Source organism: Parasphingorhabdus marina DSM 22363 (assembly GCF_900128895.1).
Taxonomy (GTDB): domain Bacteria; phylum Pseudomonadota; class Alphaproteobacteria; order Sphingomonadales; family Sphingomonadaceae; genus Parasphingorhabdus; species Parasphingorhabdus marina.
In genome coordinates this window covers 913,538-929,755 of sequence record NZ_FSQW01000001.1, presented here as the reverse complement: position 1 = coordinate 929,755, position 16,218 = coordinate 913,538, and the positions used below count along the sequence as shown (strand labels likewise).

The following is a 16,218-nucleotide window of genomic DNA, read 5'->3' as shown; positions in this document are numbered from 1 at the left end:
CAGCTAGAGAGAAGCGATGGCACGAAAAAACAGATCGGTGAAGAAAACCGGTGGGGGACTCAAATTCTGGGGCCGTCACGCAATCGCTGCCGCGCTGGCCAACCCATCGCGCAACATCAAGAAAATTTCGGGAACCCGCGATGCCGTGGCTTCTCTCAATCTGCCTGCGGACATTTCCGTCGTGTATTGCGACGTTGCCGATCTCGGCCGGATGATCCCCCGGGATGCTCCGCATCAGGGGCTGGTGGCTGATCTGGATCCCCTGCCCGATATCTGGTTGGGCGACATGCTTGACCAGGCCGCTGAAACGGGACGCCCGATACTGGTTCTTGACCAGGTGACAGATCCGCACAATGTCGGAGCAATATTGCGGTCTGCCGCGGCATTTGACGCCGCCGCGATCGTGACTCAGGACAGGCACGCACCGCCGGAATCGGGAACCGTGGCAAAGGCTGCCTCCGGTGCACTGGAAATTGTACCCTGGGTCCGCGTGGTCAACCTGTCTCGGGCGCTCGATGAAATCGCTGATGCCAGTTACTGGCGAATCGGGCTGGACGGCGAAGGTGACCAGTTCCTTTCCACAGCGATGGGCAACAGCAAGCTGGCTCTGGTCATGGGCGCAGAAGGCGAAGGATTGCGTCAAAATGTCGCGGCCCATTGCGATACCATCGCCCGTTTGCCGATGAGTGAGCAGATGGAAAGCCTCAACGTCTCCAATGCCGCTGCGATCGCCTTATATGCCGAATATACAAGAAAACAGGAGAATTAGATGAAACATTTTGTCCGGATCATTGCGGCAGCCAGCGCGCCGCTGCTCCTCTCAGGTTGCTTTCTGCTGCCGGGAAAATTCGATGCGAATCTGAAAATCCTCGATGGCGATCGCTATGAGTTTTCCTATGCTGGTGAGATTCAGATTACCTTGCCGGATGAAGGCAAAGCGAAAAAACCGTCCAGCGAACCTTTTGATCCAGACAAGCTGAAATGCCGGGATCGGGTCTACAAGAGCAACGGAGAAGTGGACCCCACCCGCCCGGTCTATGGCAATGACTATGACCAATATGCCGATGAAGTGACCGACACAGGTGACGCGGAAAGCGAGAGCAGTTCCAATCGCTTATATGATGTTGTCGCCCGCGAATGCACTGCCGATGAAATTGCGGATCGCAAGAGCCAGTATGACGCTGACCAGGCCCGCAAACAGAAGCGCTACGACGAAGAAGCTGCAATGGCCGGCGCGCTCTTTGGCGGGCCGATCCCGGGTGATGAAGAGAGCCTGAAGGCATTTGCCGCCCAGCTGGGCAAATATGCCGGTTGGGAAAAAGTCGAACATGCCGGAGGCAATATTTTCAATGTCGAATTCCGTGAGACTGGAACAATTGGAAACTACTTCAGCTTTCCCGTTCTGCCCGATGCCCAGATGCAATATCCGTTCTTTCAGCTAATGCGCCGCAATGACGGCGCCATTGAGCTCCTGACTCCCAGCATTGCGGGCCAGGGTGGACTGTTCAACATGATGATGATGAAAGAAGGCGGCGGAAAGGGAGCACCCGAGATTTCTGAGATTGATGGAACATTGACTGTCGAAACCAACGGAACAGTAGCATCCAACAACAGTGCAGACGGATTCGTGGAATCGGGCGGCATGAAAGTGATGCAATGGAAGATCGGCAAAAACGCCGAATCGGAGGATGGCCCCAGAGTTTTAATACGGTTCTGACCCGCTTCTGACGAAAAAAAGGGGAGCTCAGCGGCTCCCCTTTTTTACATCAGCAAGATGATGGCCTCAGTCTTCTTCGGCAATTTTGACCTTGAGCCCGTCCAGCTCATCGGTCACCTCAATCTGGCAGCTCAGCCGGCTGTGCTCGTCACGATGGTCGCTGCTTTCCAGCAAATCATCTTCATCTTCGCTCATGGCCGGCAACTTGTCTTTCCATTCGGGGTCGACATGCACATGGCAGGTCGCACAGGAACAGCATCCGCCACACAGGGCCAGCAGTTCATCAAAGCCGTTGTCGCGGATCGCTTCCATGACATTGATGCCACTGTCCACCGTCACCGCTTTTTCTTCTCCGGACCGGCCGGTTACCATAATCGTTGGCATAGATACCCCTTGAGCTGACTGTTAATTCAAAATCCGGCACGCTATGTCCGTTGCGAACAAAAGAATCAAGGCCCGAGACGGCCAATATCAACGGGAAAAGCGGTCCATGGGCCTATCAAAAGAGACGATATGCATCGGCCTGGATGCCGTCGCCGCACGCGAACCACGCTTCGCCAGCGCCCTGGCTCGGGCCGGCTACCCGGAACCGCGGATCAATCCACCTGGATATCAGACACTGCTCCGGACCATTGTCGGGCAGCAGGTGAGCGTAGCCTCTGCGAAATCTGTCTGGAACAAGCTGGAACAGAAACTGGGGCAGAATTGTCCGGCGGAAGCGCTCGTTACAGCCAGTTTTGACGAGCTGCGCGCCTGTGGCCTGTCCCGCCAGAAACAGGGCTATGCCCGTAGTCTGGCCGAGCTGATTCTGTCCGGGCAGCTCGACCTCGACAGCTTGCCCGCAGATGATGAGGAAGCCATTGCCGTACTTACCCGCGTGAAAGGTATTGGCCGGTGGTCAGCTGAAATCTACCTTCTTTTCGCGCTCGGCCGGGAGGATGTCTGGCCGGCCGGAGATCTCGCAATCCGGGTGGGGGTGGGCTCGATCATGGGACATGACGAGCGTCCTTCAGAACAGGACGTCCGGGATATTTCCGCGCCCTGGTCTCCCCATCGAGGGTCGGTCGCGATCTTCATCTGGCATCACTATAATACCATGGTGATGTAGGCCGGCACGATTCTCGTTACCCGCCCTGGCTACTCAGATATTGAGATTGAGCGGATGGTTCCACCAGGCAATATCGGAAAAGGCCCGCATATCCAGTTCAAACGTCCAGGCGGACCGGTGCTGGTGGGCGATATGGTAATATGTGTCCGCAATCGCGGACGGTTCCATCAGCCCGTCCTTGCCCCGGCCCTTCGCGTCGAGCAATTTCTCGAAATTCTCTTCCCCCATCATTTTCCCAAGCGTGTCCGGCGCGTTAACCCCGCTGTCGATCAGAATATGCGCGACATGGATGTTTTTGGCGGCAAATTCCGCATTGAGCGACTGGCACAACATGCGCCGACCGCCCATGGCTGCGGCATGAGAATGCTGACCGGCATTGCCGCGAACGGCAGATGTCGCCGATGTGACCAGCATTGTCCCGCCGCCGCGCTGTTCCATCAGGGGAAACAGGGTCGATGCGATGCGAAACACGCCTTGGGTCCCCATGCGCCAGCCACGTTCAAACACCTTGAGGCCGGTATCAGACAGGGCACGGTTTCCGATCTGGGCTCCGAGATTATAGACCACGGTCTTGATCGGGCCGATATGGGTTTCAACATCCGCAATCAGCTCTTCCAGCGCATTTTCCGCAATGGCATTGACCAGATGTCCGGAAGCCGAACCACCCTTTTCCTCGATCTCCGCCACCATCCGGTCGAGGCCGTCCTGATCACTGCGCCGGCACAGGGCTGCATGATATCCGTCTGCGGCAAACCGCTTTCCGACATGGCCGCCGATACCGGCACCAGCGCCTATTACCAGACAAACGTCTCCCATGGTCTTCTCCTCTATTTGCTCAAGCCCGGATTCAGTCCGAGCACTTCGATCATGAACGACTTGGGCTTTTTCCAGTTCTTCGTCTTGCTGTTGAACCGAAATCCCAGCGCCGCAATCGCCTCACTCGCAAAATGGACGCAATTGCGTTTGTTGAGATGGTAGCTTTTCTGGGGCATGTCGCGCCACTTTGTCACAACCGACATGAGCCGACGATATCCCTCGTCACCCACAACCACGGTAAAATGCGGATTGCTCTGCTCGATATATTTGGGCTTAGGCGTTTCCACCTTGCCTTTGACCGATCCCCACAGGATTCCCGGTGAGATATTGACGGCGGTGAAGCCATAGCTGGTATCGACCTTTTCTCCGCTATCCAGTTCGCCCTTCATCACAAAAAAGGCATGCGGAAAATTCTTGCCAAAATCATGGGAATAAAAGGTCACTGCAATATCTGCCCGAGCAGGGGATATCGCCACAAACAGCGCGATGATCACAAGCCAGAGGCGCAGTGTCAGTTTCGAAAAACTTCGTCTCGTCACTATTGTCCGTCTCCCTTTCTGATAATGTCATCGAGCCAGCTTGCCGCCTGTGCCGGGGACTGTTTGTCTGTTTCCCGGTCGACTTTGTAGTTGGCTTCCCGCATGTTTTCCACAGTGATCCGCCCGACGAGAGGTTTCAGCGCCGAACGGAGTTTTTGATCCGTCCCGCGATCCGGCGCGAGCAAGACAATGGCCTCATAGGAAGGAATCGCGCCTTTGTTATCTTCCAGAACGACGAAACCATTGGCCGCAATTCTCCCGTCAGAAGAAAAGGCCGAGATCACGTCCACCTCGCCGCTCGAGAGCGCGGGGTACATGAAGGTTGGATTGAATGAGCGGGCCTCTCTGAATGCCAGCGGATAGGCTTGCCTGACCGTCGCCCATTCCGGCCGTTCAAGGAATTCGAGATCAGTCCCGAAAACGAATTCGGAAGAGATCAAAGCCAGATCATCCAGAGTTCGCAAAGACCGGCCTTCGGCATCTTCCGGTCGCACGGCAAACGCATAGGTGTTTTCAAACCCGAGCGCACCAAGCGTTGTCACGCCATGCTGCTGCTCACTCCAGGAAGAAATCTCTTCGATCATCTGCTCCGAAACAATTCGATCATCCCGTTTCATCTGATTGGTCCAGATCGTACCCGAATAGTCGACATAGACGTCGATATCGCCTGCCGCGACAGCCTGAAACACTACCGCGGAACCCAGTGCATCGCGATATCTCACCTGATAGCCGGCGGCCTCCAGACGGGATCCGATCAGACGGGCGAGAATGAATTGTTCGGAAAAGCCCTTCGCCCCGATGACCACGACATCATCTTCGGAGGACTGAAGAGACGGCAAAAGCGCAAAAAGCAGACCGGCGGCAATCGCGGCAGTCCCCGACCAGGCAACCATTTTGCGCCGGTCCCGGATCGCGCGTTCGATCACTCCCAGAATGATGTCGACGACGATTGCCAGGCCAGCTGACGCGAGGCAGCCAGTGAGCACCAGCGTCCAGTTCTGGGTTTGCAGGCCCGCGAAAATAAGATCGCCCAGGCTGGCCTGTCCCACCGTCGTAGAGAGTGTGGCCGCGCCGATGGTCCAGACCGCTGCCGTCCGGATTCCGGCCATGATGGTCGGGGCAGCCAGAGGCGCTTCGACCAGGCGCAATTTTTGGGATGCCGTCATTCCCAGGCCATCTGCAGCCTGACGGGCAGCGGGCGACACACCTGTCAGACCCGTTACCGCATTGCGCAAAATCGGCAGCAAGGCATAGAGCGTCAGCGCCATCAGCGCTGGCAAAAAGCCGAGCGCGGATATCCCGCCACCCAATAGCGCAGAGAGCCCCAGCAACACCGGATAAAACAAGGCCAGCAGCGCCAGCGCCGGAATGGTCTGGATCAGGCTCGCAAACCCAAGGATCACGCCCGCGACCCTGGTGTTGCGCGTGGCCCAGATCGCCAGCGGGAAACAGATGACCATCGCGAGGAGCAGAGCGGAGAAGCTCAGCTGGACATGTGCTGCCAGCAATTCCGGAACCCGGCGGAACGCGTCCTGCCATGCCGTCATGTTCATGACTTGCCCAGCTCACTCAAATGTGCCGCCTGCGCCCGCGGGATGGCCACCAGGGCTTCGGCTTCCGGTCCGACCTGCCCCGACAAAAGCTGTTTCGGTGAGGCATCAGCCTTGATCTGCCCGGCTTCGAGTACAATGATCCGATCCGCCAGATACAGGGCTTCAGCCATGTCATGCGTTACTATGATCGTGGTCAGTCCCAGTCGCTCGTGAAGCGATTTATACTCTCCGGCAAGACTGTCCCGGGTGACCGGGTCCAGCGCACCAAAGGGTTCGTCCATCAGCATCAGTCCGGGCCGCGTGGCCAGTGCCCTGGCCACACCCACGCGCTGCTGCTGACCGCCGCTGAGTTGATGCGGCAGCCGATCGGCCATGTCTTGCGGCAGCTCGACCAGATCCAGCAGCTCCGACACTCGCTCGGCATGACCAGTTTTCTCGCCCGCCAGTTCCAGGCCGATGGCGATGTTGCGCGCGATGCTCATATGGGGAAACAGGCCGATATTCTGGAAAACATAGCCGATCCGGCGACGCAAAACATGCGGGTCCACTGCGTCCACCAATTCCCCGTTGATCAGAATGCGACCGGATGTCGGTTCTACCAGCCGATTGATCATTTTCAGCAAGGTGGATTTGCCGGAGCCCGACAAACCGACCAGCGCGATCATCGCACCTGCCGCGATATCGAGCGTGACATTTTCAACCGCTTTGACGTCCTCATAGTACCTGCTGACATTTTGCAGGCTGAGCGCAGGTCCGGTTATGGCTGGGGCAATCGACATTGCGACGTCTTGTGACGCGGATTGGCACTTATGTCCAATGCCACTTGACGGTGGCTGCAAAAACGTCTGCAATGAACATCATTGTAAATAGGATCGGGAGAGGGTTCATGGCCTATAGTGAAGGGCAGAAGTGCATGTTTGTCACCGGCGGTGCGTCGGGACTGGGCCGTGAGGTTGCGCGCTATTTTGCCAGCAAGGGCTGGTATATCGGTATTGCCGACATCGATGAAGCCGGAATGGCGGAAACTGCATCCATGCTGCCCGAAGGTCAGAGCAGCACCCATGTTCTCGATGTCACCAATCGTGCGCAATGGGCGTCAACCGTGGCCGAATTCACTGCCGCCACCAAGGGGCGGATGGACGTATTGTTCAACAATGCCGGGATTGGCAGCGGCGGTCCGATCGAGGAAATGACCGACGAAGATATTGACCTGATGATCGCGATCAACTTTACCGGCGTCATCAGCGGGACCCGAGCCTGTTTCGAAGCGCTGAAAAATACCGAAGACAGCTGTGTTCTCTACACCGCGTCCGCAGCCGGCATATATGGCGTTGCGGATTTGAGCGTCTACAGTGCCACCAAATTTGCGGTGCGGGGACTCGCCGAATCGCATGATATCGAGTTCCAGAAACACGGCATCCGGTCGCGGTCCCTGATGCCCGGTTTTATTGACACCAATATCATTTCCGAAGTGGCGGAGGGAACCAATCAGACTGGCAAGGAACGGCTCGAAGAGGCAGGAGTGCTCGTCAGCCCTGTCGCGATCATCGGGCCGGCGGCATGGGAAGCCGTGCACGGCAACAAGGTCCACACGCCTGTCAACAAGATGGCGAAACAGCTCGCCTTTGCCGCGCGCTGGATGCCGGGCAGATTGCGCAAGCAGCAGACTCAGCTGGCCGATGTCGGCGAAGTGCTAGGGCCGGCGGAAAAAACAGACGCCTAGAGAAACGTCTCTATCGTGGTGGCGAGATCAATATCCCGCTGGGAAAGGCCGCCATTTTCGCCGGCATCATGGGTGGTCAGCGTGATGTCGACACGATTATAGACGTTGAACCATTCCGGATGATGGTCGGCCTTTTCGGCGTGAAGGGCCACACGGCTCATAAAGGCATAGGCCTGGGTGAAGTCCGCAAAACGAAAGGACCGGCTGATCGCATCTCGCTTCTCGTCATATTCCCAGTCGGGCAATTGTGCGAGCGCGGCCTCGCGTTCGGACTGATTGAGCTGTGCGACCATGTTTCAAACTCCTGAATGCCGATCTGCTCCCGAAACCCAATATACTTGGCAGAGCAGTCATTTCATGGCTTAAGTCTCGCGCATGAACTCCGGGGCGTCAACCGAAATTGGAAAAGGCAGCAATATCACGCTGTCGGCAACAGGATTGTCCTGTGTCCGTGGCGGGAATCTGCTGTTCCGTAATCTCGACCTGGAGCTCCGCTCGGGACAGGCGGGCATGTTGACCGGACCCAATGGCGTCGGCAAATCCAGCCTGCTGCGCCTCATCGCCGGACTATTGCCGGCCTTTGCCGGCGAGATCCAGGTGACAGGATCGGTGGCGCTGTGTGATAACAAGCTGGCACTGGATGAGCATTTGCCGCTTGAGGCCGCGCTACAGTTCTGGGCCCGAATGGATGGCCGAAATACTGAAGATGTCGGGCAAGCCATGACCGCCGCTGGTCTGGCGCATCTGGCGGAAGTGCCGGTCCGCTATTTCTCCACCGGGCAGCGGCAACGCGCCCGGCTTGCCCGGACCTTTCTGGGCGGCGCAGATATCTGGCTGCTCGACGAACCGGTCAACGGCCTCGACAGGGACTCGGTGGACCAGCTGGGCGATGTGCTGCAAGCCCATTTGCAGCGTGGCGGGATCATATTGGCGGCGAGCCATATTCCGCTTCCGATTCCTGCGGATCTGGCAATCGATCTGCAGCCGCTGGAGCAGGAACTGGAACAACTGGACGCCTGTTTGTGATGTCGGCACTTTCCAACATGATCTGGCGCGATGTGCGGCAAAGCTATGCCAGCGGCGGGACCTGGTTGCCGGTAATATTCTATCTTTCTGCCGCAACATTATTTCCCTTTGCGGTCGGGCCCGATCGCGAATTGCTGCTGGAAACGGGCGGCGGAATTCTCTGGATTGCGGCCCTGCTGGCAACCTTGCTGCCACTCGACCGGCTGGTCCAGCCCGATCTAGACAATGGCCTGCACGACCAGCTGATCGTCCGCGGCATTACCGACGAGCTGATCGCTTTTGGCCGGCTGATCTCGCACTGGCTGGCCTTTGGACCACCGCTCCTCTTTGCGGCGTTCCTCGCCAGCGGCCTGATGGGTCTCGAAGGTCCGCCGCTGGTCACCTTGCTGGTCAGTCTCGCTATCGCGACACCGGCGCTGGCCGGGCTGGCGGTGATGATCGCGGCTCTGACGTCGGGGCTGAAAGGTGCTGGCGCACTGGGCGGTTTGCTGCTGGTCCCGCTCGCCATCCCGCTGCTGATTTTCGGTGCCGGCAGCCTGTCCGACCAAAGTGGCAGCGCCCTGCTTTTTCTCGGTGCGGTTTCGTTGCTGCTGGTTGCGGTCACTCCGTTCGCAGCTGGTGCGGCCCTGAAAGCGGCACGGGAATGATGAAGCAACCGGTTCGGGGGAGTTTATGAAACGTTTGGGCAAAATCCTTATCACGCTGGTTCTGCTGGTCAGTCTTGGTCTCGCCATCACCTGGGCGACTGCACCCGACCCCAAATTCAATCCGGCCAGTTTCGAGGATGAACCCCTGGTGGAAGGCATTGCACCGCTCGATACAGCGGTTACGCTGGCACAATATCGCGATGAGGCCGGCAATATCCGGACCATTCAGGTTCATGGTTTTTCCGGCGAAACGGTCGTCGGAACAGATCTGGCGGAAATGGGTGCCACATCGGGCGACGACCCGTTCGCAGCACTGGCATCAGCCGGTTCCACCCCCTTCGACGCGGAAGCTCTGCAGGCCTTGCCCCGGATGGAAGTCGCGATGTCGCGCCTGCTGCCCTCCGGCAGCTCCGGTGACCGGCATATCGGTACCGGCACCAATTTTCCGGAACATGCGGAAGAAGCCAATAGCGGTTCGGTCTTCAGTTTTCCCAAATTCGGCCGCGCCACTCCGGCGCGCACGACGGTGAAGACCAGGCCCGGCATATTGCTGGATTATGAGGTCGAACTGTGCATTCGCTTCGACCGGGACATTGCCTCCACCGCTGATTTTGACGCAGCGATGAAGGGAGTTTTCCTGTGCGGGGATTTTACTGACCGCAATGCCATTGTCGAACTGGTGGACCCCGACAATCTCGATTCCGGGTCCGGATTCAGCGATGCAAAAAGCGGACCGGATTTCTTCCCGACCGGTCCGTTTCTGGTGATCCCGAACGACTGGTCAGCCTTTGTCGCCGATTTGCGCATGACCACCAGCGTCAACGGCGAAGCCCGCCAGGATGCGCGGGGCCGAGAAATGACGCTGGACTTTCGGCAACTGGTCGACAAGTCATTGGCCGACATGTCCGAACGCCGGTTTCTGTACAGGGACGGCCATGAATATCTGTCGCCGGGCAACAGGATCAGCCGGGAAAGTACATTGATGTCGGGAACGTCCGAAGGGGTGATCATGGGACAACCCACCCGGGGCGACATTATCGAGGGTCTGACTGACTATCTGCTGGCCGGCGGACCGGTATCGGGAAGCGGTCTGATCGACACCGTCAAACAGACCTTCATTCGCAACGAGCTGGAGTCCGGCTATTATCTGCAACCCGGAGATACCGTCCGCTATGGATCGTCCTGGCTCGGAAATATCCAGGTGACGGTTGTCGACTAAATTCCGCCGTCGGTCACTTCGTAACCCGCCTCTTCCAGCCCGGCTTTCAGGGCCACACGGCAGGTTTCCAGCTCATGGGCATCGGTGGACCGCACGACAAAATTGGCGCCGACCGTCCCGTTGCGGAAGAAGGGATAACTGCCGATCTGACATCCCTCATGTGCCTTTTCCGCGGCGCGCAGAACATCGGCAATTTCACTTTCCGGAGCCCAGGCACCCAGTGTTGATGACAGCAAGGGAGCGCCGCCTTCGAGTGTGCCCGTCAACGCATCGAGCATACCGGCGGTGATGTGCGGAACACCCGCCATCAGATAGAGATTGCCGATCCGGATCCCCGGCGCACCGGACATGCGGTTTTCGATCAGTTCTGCGCCATCGGGTACCCGCGCCATGCGCAGGCGGCCTTCATTGACGCCGCCCTTGTCGGCATAGTATTTTTCAAGAATCGCGCGGGCCGTCGGGTGGATGATGACATCCACGTCCAGCGCTTTCGAGACGGCATCGACGGTTATGTCGTCATGGGTGGGCCCGATGCCGCCGGTGGTGAACAGATAGTCATTGCGCTCGCGCAAAATGTTCACCGCTTCGGCAATGGCGTCCATGTCATCGGCAATCACCCGCACCTCTCCCAGCCGGATCCCCTGGACATTCAGCCATTTGGCAATCTGGGAAATATTCTTGTCCTGGGTGCGTCCGGAGAGAATCTCGTCTCCGATGACGATCAGGGCAGCGGTGTAGATACGAGAATTGCTCATCGCGCCGGATATAGAGCAGTTGGCAGATTCATCAATGATTTCGTCGCTTGATGTCAGCGCCCGTCCGGGCCTCCGGAACCCGCATGATCGGACACGGGCGGGCGGGCGATCTCGCCAAGCGGCACATGCCGCCAGACCGGATCGCGTCCCAGCCGGGCATTATACCGGATATTGAAGGTGAAGGGATCAGGGTCGGATGCGAGGAGATCCGGTCCGTAAAGCGGACGAACCGCGTCCCGCTCATATCCCATCAGGCCCAGCAGTGTCGGGAATATGCGGTAGTGACTGGTCCGGTCATGATGCTCCTGTGCGGCGTCGCGCCATGGTGATCCACCGCCAATGACCACCAGCGGGACCACCGCTTCCTCGATTTCGGGATCGGCCGTGCAATGGGTGGCGGTCCCGTCGTCTGGCTCTTCATGCAGATGCTGACCATGATCGGCGGTGTAGACAAGCCTGTTGTTGTCCATCGACGCCTGAGCGAAAAGACGATCAAAGAACCCGCCGACCTGCCAGGTCAGACTGTTGCGATAGCTGTTGCGATAACGGACCCAGTTGCTCGCCCGTCCGTCGAGCTCGTCGCGCGATGCCATGTCGGTAACATTGGCAAATTGCCCGCGTTCCAGCATCGGCCGGTAATGGGCATGGCTGTCCGGAAACTTGTCGTTGACCGGGAAATGGGCGCCGACCTTGTTGATCAGGATGAACTGCGCGTGGTTATCGCTCAGAAACCCGGCCAGTTTGTCGGCCACCGCATGGTCGCGGTCGCGCACCGGTACATCCCCCAGCTGAATCCACTGGTCGATTTCCCGGCTTTCAGTTTCCGTCATCTGATTCTGCCGGGTCCCTCCGGTCCGCTGGGCATCGATATAGATGGTTTCCCGGCCCGCAGCGGCAGCAAAGGCCCATATTGAGGGGCCCCGTTCTGCCCGGTTCTGATAATTGTCTCTGGTGCCGCCATAACGCAGCGAAAGATTGCTTCCGACACTGCAATGGGTGATCGAGACGGCGAGACCGAAATTGTGGATGGCGCTCCTCTCATCCGTGCGATCGAGCCCGGAATAGACGCCATGCTTGTCATTGATGTCCAGATAGGCGCCGGCGATGCTTTCGTCGACGATCAGCACGATGTCGCCCGCAGGTTGCTGCTGGACCGGTTTCCATGTGACGGTTTCGCGCGGCGCGCCGGATCGGGTGAGCGTTTCATATCCCTGCAAGGCTCCGAAGCTCAACCCGAAATGGGAGGATGGCAGGCCACTGCCCCCTTCCCCGCCGCGCAAGAACAGAAGGATCGTCAGCATCAAAAGGATCGGCAGCGCCAGCCACGCCGCGATCCTTTTCCACCAGACGATGGACGTGCCCGGCTGCAAGCCCGTGCCGACGAGAAGCAGACCAGCCTTGACCGCTGCCAGTGCCATGACGCCGGCCTGTTGCTGGAAGGCACTGGTCAGGTCCCCGGCGCTCTGCACCATGGTGACAAAGGCATCATAGGTCATGAAATCGCCGACTGCCCACTGATATCCGTCAACCAGCCAGGACCCACTGGCCAGCAATATAGCCAGCGTCCATCGCACCCCGCTCTGGCGGATGAACGCCGCGCCAATCGCGCTGGTCAGACATAAAACGAACAATATGAGATAGGCCGTCAGCCCGACAATCTGCAGAGACGGCGTGGTCAGCATGTCGATACGGCGAAGGACCTCCTGCCCGCCGAGCAGCAGGGACAGAAGAATCAGCAGGATTTTCCAGCGGTTGCGCATGCGGTCCCTGATCGGCGGTTGAAACGCGGCAACCTATCTGAACAGGGTTAATTTTCGCCGAATGAGAGCCGCAGCCAAGGAACGCAATCGGGTATCGCCAAATCCGGTGCCAATCGCTATATGACAGCCATGACTGATTATCTGACCGTAGAAGAAGAAACCCCGCAAAGCCGCACCGGTGCCATCAAGCTGCACGGGCCGGAAGGGTTCGAGGGCATGCGCAAGGCCGGCCGGCTTGCCGCCGAAATACTGGATGCCCTCGTGCCGCATGTCGTGCCCGGCGTCACCACCGGCGCGCTGGACGACATGGTTCGCGAACATGCCTTTCGCGAAAATGCCGTGCCCGCCACCCTCGGATACCGCGGTTTCACCCACAGTTGCTGCACCTCGATCAACCATGTTGTCTGTCACGGCATTCCCGGCGAGAAGAAGCTGAAAGAAGGCGATATCGTCAATATCGACGTGACGGTGATTGTCGACGGCTGGCATGGCGACACCAGCCGGATGTTCCTGATCGGAAAAACACCGGTCAAGGCCAGTCGCCTGGTGCAAACCACCTATGAATGCCTGATGCTCGGCATCGAACAGGCGAAACCGGGCAATCACATGGGCGACATTTCGCATGCGATCCAGACCCATGCCGAAGCCAATCGCTACAGCGTGGTGCGCGATTTTTGCGGACATGGTCTCGGCCAGATGTTCCATGACGCACCGGAAGTCGTGCATGCCGGACGCCCCGGCACCGGTCCCGAACTGCGTCCGGGCATGTTCTTCACCATCGAACCGATGATCAATGTCGGCAAATATGCGGTCAAAATGCTCGAAGACGGCTGGACCGCAGTGACCCGCGACAGGTCGCTGTCCGCCCAGTTTGAACATAGTATCGGCATCACCGAGAGCGGTTGCGAGATTTTCACCAAAAGCCCGGCCGGACTGGATTGCCCGCCCTATAGCTGACGGTCTGCCGCTTTCTCTCCCCCGCACTTGACCTGTGGCCCCCTGTTTAGCTAGTCGATTAAAAACGGCAGAGATTATAGGATCCGCCGGGTGGGAGAGACATGATGCGCAAGTTCGGACTATTACTGGCACCGCTGTTTCTGGCAGCGTGTGGAAGCCAGGCGGACAACGAGACAGCGGCAGCAGATCCCGATGTGCCGACCGAATGGTCAAGCATCGGCTTTGATGCAAAAGAACAGCGCCACAGCCCGCTGACCCAGATCAACACGGATAATGTCAGTGAACTGGGCATAGCCTGGTTCAAGGATCTGCCCGATGCCAGGGGCCAGGAAGCCACGCCGATTGTGGTGGATGACAAACTCTATATCTCGACCGCCTGGTCCAAGGTCTTTGCCTATGATGCGAAGACAGGCAAGGAACTGTGGTCTTATGATCCCGAAGTGCCAGGCGACAAGGCCGTCGATGCCTGCTGCGACGTGGTGAACCGGGGCGTTGCGATCTCCAAGGGAAAATTGTTCTTCGGGACGATTGACGGCCGGCTGATCGCACTGGATGCCAATACCGGGGCGCGGCTCTGGGAGACCCAGACCACCGACAACAGCAAGCCTTATACGATTACCGGCGCACCGCGGGTGGTGAAGAACATGGTGATCATCGGCAATGGCGGGGCCGAGTTTGGCGTGCGCGGATATCTGTCCGCCTATAATGTCAGTGACGGAGCGATGAAGTGGCGCTTCTACACGGTACCCAATCCCGAAGGGAAACCGGATGGTGCGGCGAGCGACGAGATTTTCGCGAAAGCCGCCAACAAGACCTGGGGCGAAGGTGGCAACTGGCGCGAGTCTGGCGGTGGCGGCACGGTTTGGGACAGCATCGTCTATGACGAGGAACTGGACCAGCTCTATTTCGGCGTGGGCAACGGCAATCCCTGGAATCACAGCGTCCGCTCGGGCGGCGAAGGCGACAATCTGTTCCTGTCCTCAATCGTTGCGGTTAACCCGGATACCGGCCAATATATCTGGCACTATCAGGAAACACCGGCGGAAAACTGGGACTATACCGCGACCCAGCATATCATCCAGGCGGATCTCGAGATTGACGGCAAGCTCCGCAAGGTCATCTATCATGCGCCGAAAAACGGCTTTTTCTTTGTCATCGACCGGATCGACGGGACACTGATCAGCGCAGAACCCTTTGTCGATGGCATCAACTGGGCGACCGGCTATGATCTCAAAACGGGTCGTCCGATCGAAACAGCGGAAGCGCGGTATAACAAGACCGGCGAGCCATTTGTTGCGATCCCCGGCGCGCTGGGTGCGCATAACTGGCATCCGATGAGCTATAATCCGGCGACCGGACTGGTTTACATTCCCGCCCAGCAAATCCCGCAGGGCTATGAAAATCCCCAGACCGAACTCGAGAAGCGTCGCCAGCGGCTCGGCTTCAATGTCGGCATCGGCTGGGCGATTGGCCAGCTCCCGGATGACAAGGATGTCTACAAGGCCGCCATCGCGGCCACGACCGGCAAACTGGTTGCCTTTGACCCGAAGGCCGGCAAGGTGGCCTGGTCGATCGACCATCCGGCCGCCTGGAATGGCGGGACCATGACCACGGCCGGCAATCTTGTGTTCCAGGGCACAAGCGTCGGACAGTTCAAGGCTTTTGCTGCTGACAGCGGCGAGGAACTGCTCAGTCTCGACATGCAATCCGGGATCGTCAGTGCGCCATCGACTTATATCGTGGATGGCGAGCAATATGTCGCGTTTCTGACCAGCAAGGGCGGTGCATTTCCGCTGGTTGCCGGTGTCGCCGGCGGGGCATCGCGCCAGGTCCCCAACATTCCGCGTCTGGTCGTCATGAAACTCGGCGGCACGACCAAATTTCCGGATCTGCCAGAGGCGACCGAGGTTGTCTGGAACCCGCCCGAACTGACGGGCACGCCGGAACAGGTTGCGATGGGCAAGGCACTCTACGGACGCAATTGTCTGGTGTGTCACGGAGACAGCGCGATCGGCAACGGCTTCACCCCGGATCTGCGGGTCTCGGGCGTATTGCCTGATCCGGACGGCTGGGCATCGATCGTCATGGGCGGTGCGCTCAAGCAGCACGGCATGGTCGGCTTTGCATCACAGATCAGCACCGAAGAGGTCGAGGCCTTGCGCCATTATGTGGTCGAACGGTCCAACTGGACCAAGGCCAATGTCGCCGACATCAGTGCTCCGGTCCCGCGCTGATCGCCGCCCGATCAGTGCCTAATTTTTAGGCGAATCGTGCAAAGCCTGCCTGTTTTTTGGGCGGCATTGAAACTGCCCTGAATAGGCTCTAGCCTGCGTTTCAGCGATTCCCGGGCCGATTCTCTTTTGGCACGGGATTTGAATATGTCCGGGCGATTGCGCCC

General features: G+C 58.5%; 17 protein-coding genes. 9 read left to right on the top strand and 8 right to left on the bottom strand.

What is annotated here, in order from left to right; all coding sequences use genetic code 11:
- Nucleotides 1-16 precede the first annotated feature (16 nt).
- Together rlmB and BUQ90_RS04640 are read left to right on the top strand one after the other, a co-directional pair.
- The gene (gene rlmB, locus BUQ90_RS04645) at nucleotides 17-769 is read left to right on the top strand and encodes a 23S rRNA (guanosine(2251)-2'-O)-methyltransferase RlmB (RefSeq protein WP_074203928.1); all 753 of its coding nucleotides are present in this window, start codon (nucleotides 17-19) and stop codon (nucleotides 767-769) included.
- A complete protein-coding gene (locus BUQ90_RS04640; protein WP_074203927.1) occupies nucleotides 770-1,717 on the top strand; it encodes a hypothetical protein in 948 nt (315 codons plus the stop codon). It begins immediately after the preceding gene.
- Nucleotides 1,718-1,783: 66 nt separating this feature from the next.
- On the opposite strand, the gene BUQ90_RS04635 is transcribed toward BUQ90_RS04640, so the two are convergent.
- Nucleotides 1,784-2,101: a 2Fe-2S iron-sulfur cluster-binding protein gene (locus tag BUQ90_RS04635; protein WP_074203926.1), complete on the bottom strand. Its 318-nt coding sequence runs from the start codon at nucleotides 2,099-2,101 to the stop codon at nucleotides 1,784-1,786.
- A 106-nt stretch (nucleotides 2,102-2,207) separates the two neighbouring features.
- Between BUQ90_RS04635 and BUQ90_RS04630 the strand changes: the two genes are divergently transcribed.
- Nucleotides 2,208-2,825, top strand: a complete 618-nt coding sequence (locus tag BUQ90_RS04630; protein ID WP_074204880.1) for a DNA-3-methyladenine glycosylase family protein — start codon at nucleotides 2,208-2,210, stop codon at nucleotides 2,823-2,825.
- A 33-nt stretch (nucleotides 2,826-2,858) separates the two neighbouring features.
- Here BUQ90_RS04630 and BUQ90_RS04625 read toward each other — a convergent pair whose 3' ends face one another.
- From BUQ90_RS04625 to BUQ90_RS04610, 4 genes are read right to left on the bottom strand one after another with little or no spacing between them, the layout of a single operon-like run.
- On the bottom strand, nucleotides 2,859-3,641 hold the full coding sequence (locus BUQ90_RS04625; RefSeq protein WP_074203925.1) for an SDR family NAD(P)-dependent oxidoreductase: 783 nt from the start codon (nucleotides 3,639-3,641) through the stop codon (nucleotides 2,859-2,861).
- An 11-nt stretch (nucleotides 3,642-3,652) separates the two neighbouring features.
- Entirely contained in the window at nucleotides 3,653-4,180 is a 528-nt protein-coding gene (locus BUQ90_RS04620) for a hypothetical protein (protein ID WP_239447353.1), read from the bottom strand.
- A complete protein-coding gene (locus BUQ90_RS04615; RefSeq protein WP_074203924.1) occupies nucleotides 4,180-5,727 on the bottom strand; it encodes an ABC transporter permease/substrate-binding protein in 1,548 nt (515 codons plus the stop codon). Before BUQ90_RS04615 ends, BUQ90_RS04620 begins: the two co-directional genes overlap by 1 nt.
- Nucleotides 5,728-5,729: 2 nt before the next feature.
- Nucleotides 5,730-6,512 carry an ATP-binding cassette domain-containing protein gene (locus BUQ90_RS04610; RefSeq protein WP_074203923.1) on the bottom strand — a complete coding sequence of 261 codons (783 nt, stop codon included), beginning with the start codon at nucleotides 6,510-6,512 and terminating at the stop codon, nucleotides 5,730-5,732.
- Nucleotides 6,513-6,619: 107 nt separating this feature from the next.
- Here BUQ90_RS04610 and BUQ90_RS04605 point away from each other — a divergent pair, with 107 nt between their 5' ends.
- Nucleotides 6,620-7,456, top strand: coding sequence for an SDR family oxidoreductase (locus tag BUQ90_RS04605; protein WP_074203922.1), 837 nt, complete (start codon nucleotides 6,620-6,622; stop codon nucleotides 7,454-7,456).
- Here the strand turns inward: BUQ90_RS04605 and BUQ90_RS04600 are convergent.
- A complete protein-coding gene (locus BUQ90_RS04600) occupies nucleotides 7,453-7,749 on the bottom strand; it encodes a 4a-hydroxytetrahydrobiopterin dehydratase (RefSeq protein ID WP_074203921.1) in 297 nt (98 codons plus the stop codon). The two genes, BUQ90_RS04605 and BUQ90_RS04600, sit on opposite strands and share 4 nt — an antisense overlap.
- A gap of 82 nt (nucleotides 7,750-7,831) precedes the next feature.
- On the opposite strand from BUQ90_RS04600, the gene ccmA reads away from it, so the two are divergent.
- The 3 genes from ccmA to BUQ90_RS04585 are packed head-to-tail and all read left to right on the top strand — an operon-like array spanning nucleotide 7,832 to nucleotide 10,348.
- The gene (gene ccmA, locus BUQ90_RS04595; RefSeq protein WP_074203920.1) at nucleotides 7,832-8,482 is read left to right on the top strand and encodes a heme ABC exporter ATP-binding protein CcmA; all 651 of its coding nucleotides are present in this window, start codon (nucleotides 7,832-7,834) and stop codon (nucleotides 8,480-8,482) included.
- Nucleotides 8,482-9,129, top strand: coding sequence for a heme exporter protein CcmB (locus tag BUQ90_RS04590; RefSeq protein WP_074203919.1), 648 nt, complete (start codon nucleotides 8,482-8,484; stop codon nucleotides 9,127-9,129). The genes ccmA and BUQ90_RS04590 overlap by 1 nt, the downstream gene beginning before the upstream one ends.
- Before the next feature lie 25 nt (nucleotides 9,130-9,154).
- Nucleotides 9,155-10,348, top strand: a complete 1,194-nt coding sequence (locus BUQ90_RS04585) for a fumarylacetoacetate hydrolase family protein (RefSeq protein ID WP_074203918.1) — start codon at nucleotides 9,155-9,157, stop codon at nucleotides 10,346-10,348.
- On the opposite strand, the gene BUQ90_RS04580 is transcribed toward BUQ90_RS04585, so the two are convergent.
- Together BUQ90_RS04580 and BUQ90_RS04575 are read right to left on the bottom strand one after the other, a co-directional pair.
- Entirely contained in the window at nucleotides 10,345-11,103 is a 759-nt protein-coding gene (locus BUQ90_RS04580) for a competence/damage-inducible protein A (RefSeq protein ID WP_074203917.1), read from the bottom strand. The genes BUQ90_RS04585 and BUQ90_RS04580 overlap by 4 nt on opposite strands.
- A 53-nt stretch (nucleotides 11,104-11,156) precedes the next feature.
- The gene (locus tag BUQ90_RS04575; RefSeq protein WP_074203916.1) at nucleotides 11,157-12,863 is read right to left on the bottom strand and encodes a sulfatase-like hydrolase/transferase; all 1,707 of its coding nucleotides are present in this window, start codon (nucleotides 12,861-12,863) and stop codon (nucleotides 11,157-11,159) included.
- A 129-nt stretch (nucleotides 12,864-12,992) separates the two neighbouring features.
- On the opposite strand from BUQ90_RS04575, the gene map reads away from it, so the two are divergent.
- Nucleotides 12,993-13,820 carry a type I methionyl aminopeptidase gene (map, locus tag BUQ90_RS04570; protein ID WP_074204878.1) on the top strand — a complete coding sequence of 276 codons (828 nt, stop codon included), beginning with the start codon at nucleotides 12,993-12,995 and terminating at the stop codon, nucleotides 13,818-13,820.
- Nucleotides 13,821-13,921: 101 nt separating this feature from the next.
- The gene (locus tag BUQ90_RS04565) at nucleotides 13,922-16,054 is read left to right on the top strand and encodes a PQQ-dependent dehydrogenase, methanol/ethanol family (RefSeq protein ID WP_074203915.1); all 2,133 of its coding nucleotides are present in this window, start codon (nucleotides 13,922-13,924) and stop codon (nucleotides 16,052-16,054) included.
- Nucleotides 16,055-16,218 lie beyond the last annotated feature (164 nt).

Excerpts from the sequence above, each read along its gene's own strand:
- BUQ90_RS04635 (WP_074203926.1), bottom strand. The coding sequence starts at position 2,101 with ATGCCAACGATTATGGTAACCGGCCGGTCCGGAGAAGAAAAAGCGGTG.
- BUQ90_RS04565 (WP_074203915.1), top strand. The coding sequence starts at position 13,922 with ATGATGCGCAAGTTCGGACTATTACTGGCACCGCTGTTTCTGGCAGCG.
- rlmB (WP_074203928.1), top strand. The coding sequence starts at position 17 with ATGGCACGAAAAAACAGATCGGTGAAGAAAACCGGTGGGGGACTCAAA.
- BUQ90_RS04615 (WP_074203924.1), bottom strand. The coding sequence starts at position 5,727 with ATGACGGCATGGCAGGACGCGTTCCGCCGGGTTCCGGAATTGCTGGCA.
- BUQ90_RS04580 (WP_074203917.1), bottom strand. The coding sequence starts at position 11,103 with ATGAGCAATTCTCGTATCTACACCGCTGCCCTGATCGTCATCGGAGAC.
- ccmA (WP_074203920.1), top strand. The coding sequence starts at position 7,832 with ATGAACTCCGGGGCGTCAACCGAAATTGGAAAAGGCAGCAATATCACG.
- BUQ90_RS04605 (WP_074203922.1), top strand. The coding sequence starts at position 6,620 with ATGGCCTATAGTGAAGGGCAGAAGTGCATGTTTGTCACCGGCGGTGCG.
- BUQ90_RS04585 (WP_074203918.1), top strand. The coding sequence starts at position 9,155 with ATGAAACGTTTGGGCAAAATCCTTATCACGCTGGTTCTGCTGGTCAGT.
- BUQ90_RS04640 (WP_074203927.1), top strand. The coding sequence starts at position 770 with ATGAAACATTTTGTCCGGATCATTGCGGCAGCCAGCGCGCCGCTGCTC.
- BUQ90_RS04575 (WP_074203916.1), bottom strand. The coding sequence starts at position 12,863 with ATGCGCAACCGCTGGAAAATCCTGCTGATTCTTCTGTCCCTGCTGCTC.
- BUQ90_RS04600 (WP_074203921.1), bottom strand. The coding sequence starts at position 7,749 with ATGGTCGCACAGCTCAATCAGTCCGAACGCGAGGCCGCGCTCGCACAA.
- map (WP_074204878.1), top strand. The coding sequence starts at position 12,993 with ATGACTGATTATCTGACCGTAGAAGAAGAAACCCCGCAAAGCCGCACC.
- BUQ90_RS04625 (WP_074203925.1), bottom strand. The coding sequence starts at position 3,641 with ATGGGAGACGTTTGTCTGGTAATAGGCGCTGGTGCCGGTATCGGCGGC.
- BUQ90_RS04610 (WP_074203923.1), bottom strand. The coding sequence starts at position 6,512 with ATGTCGATTGCCCCAGCCATAACCGGACCTGCGCTCAGCCTGCAAAAT.
- BUQ90_RS04590 (WP_074203919.1), top strand. The coding sequence starts at position 8,482 with ATGTCGGCACTTTCCAACATGATCTGGCGCGATGTGCGGCAAAGCTAT.
- BUQ90_RS04630 (WP_074204880.1), top strand. The coding sequence starts at position 2,208 with ATGGGCCTATCAAAAGAGACGATATGCATCGGCCTGGATGCCGTCGCC.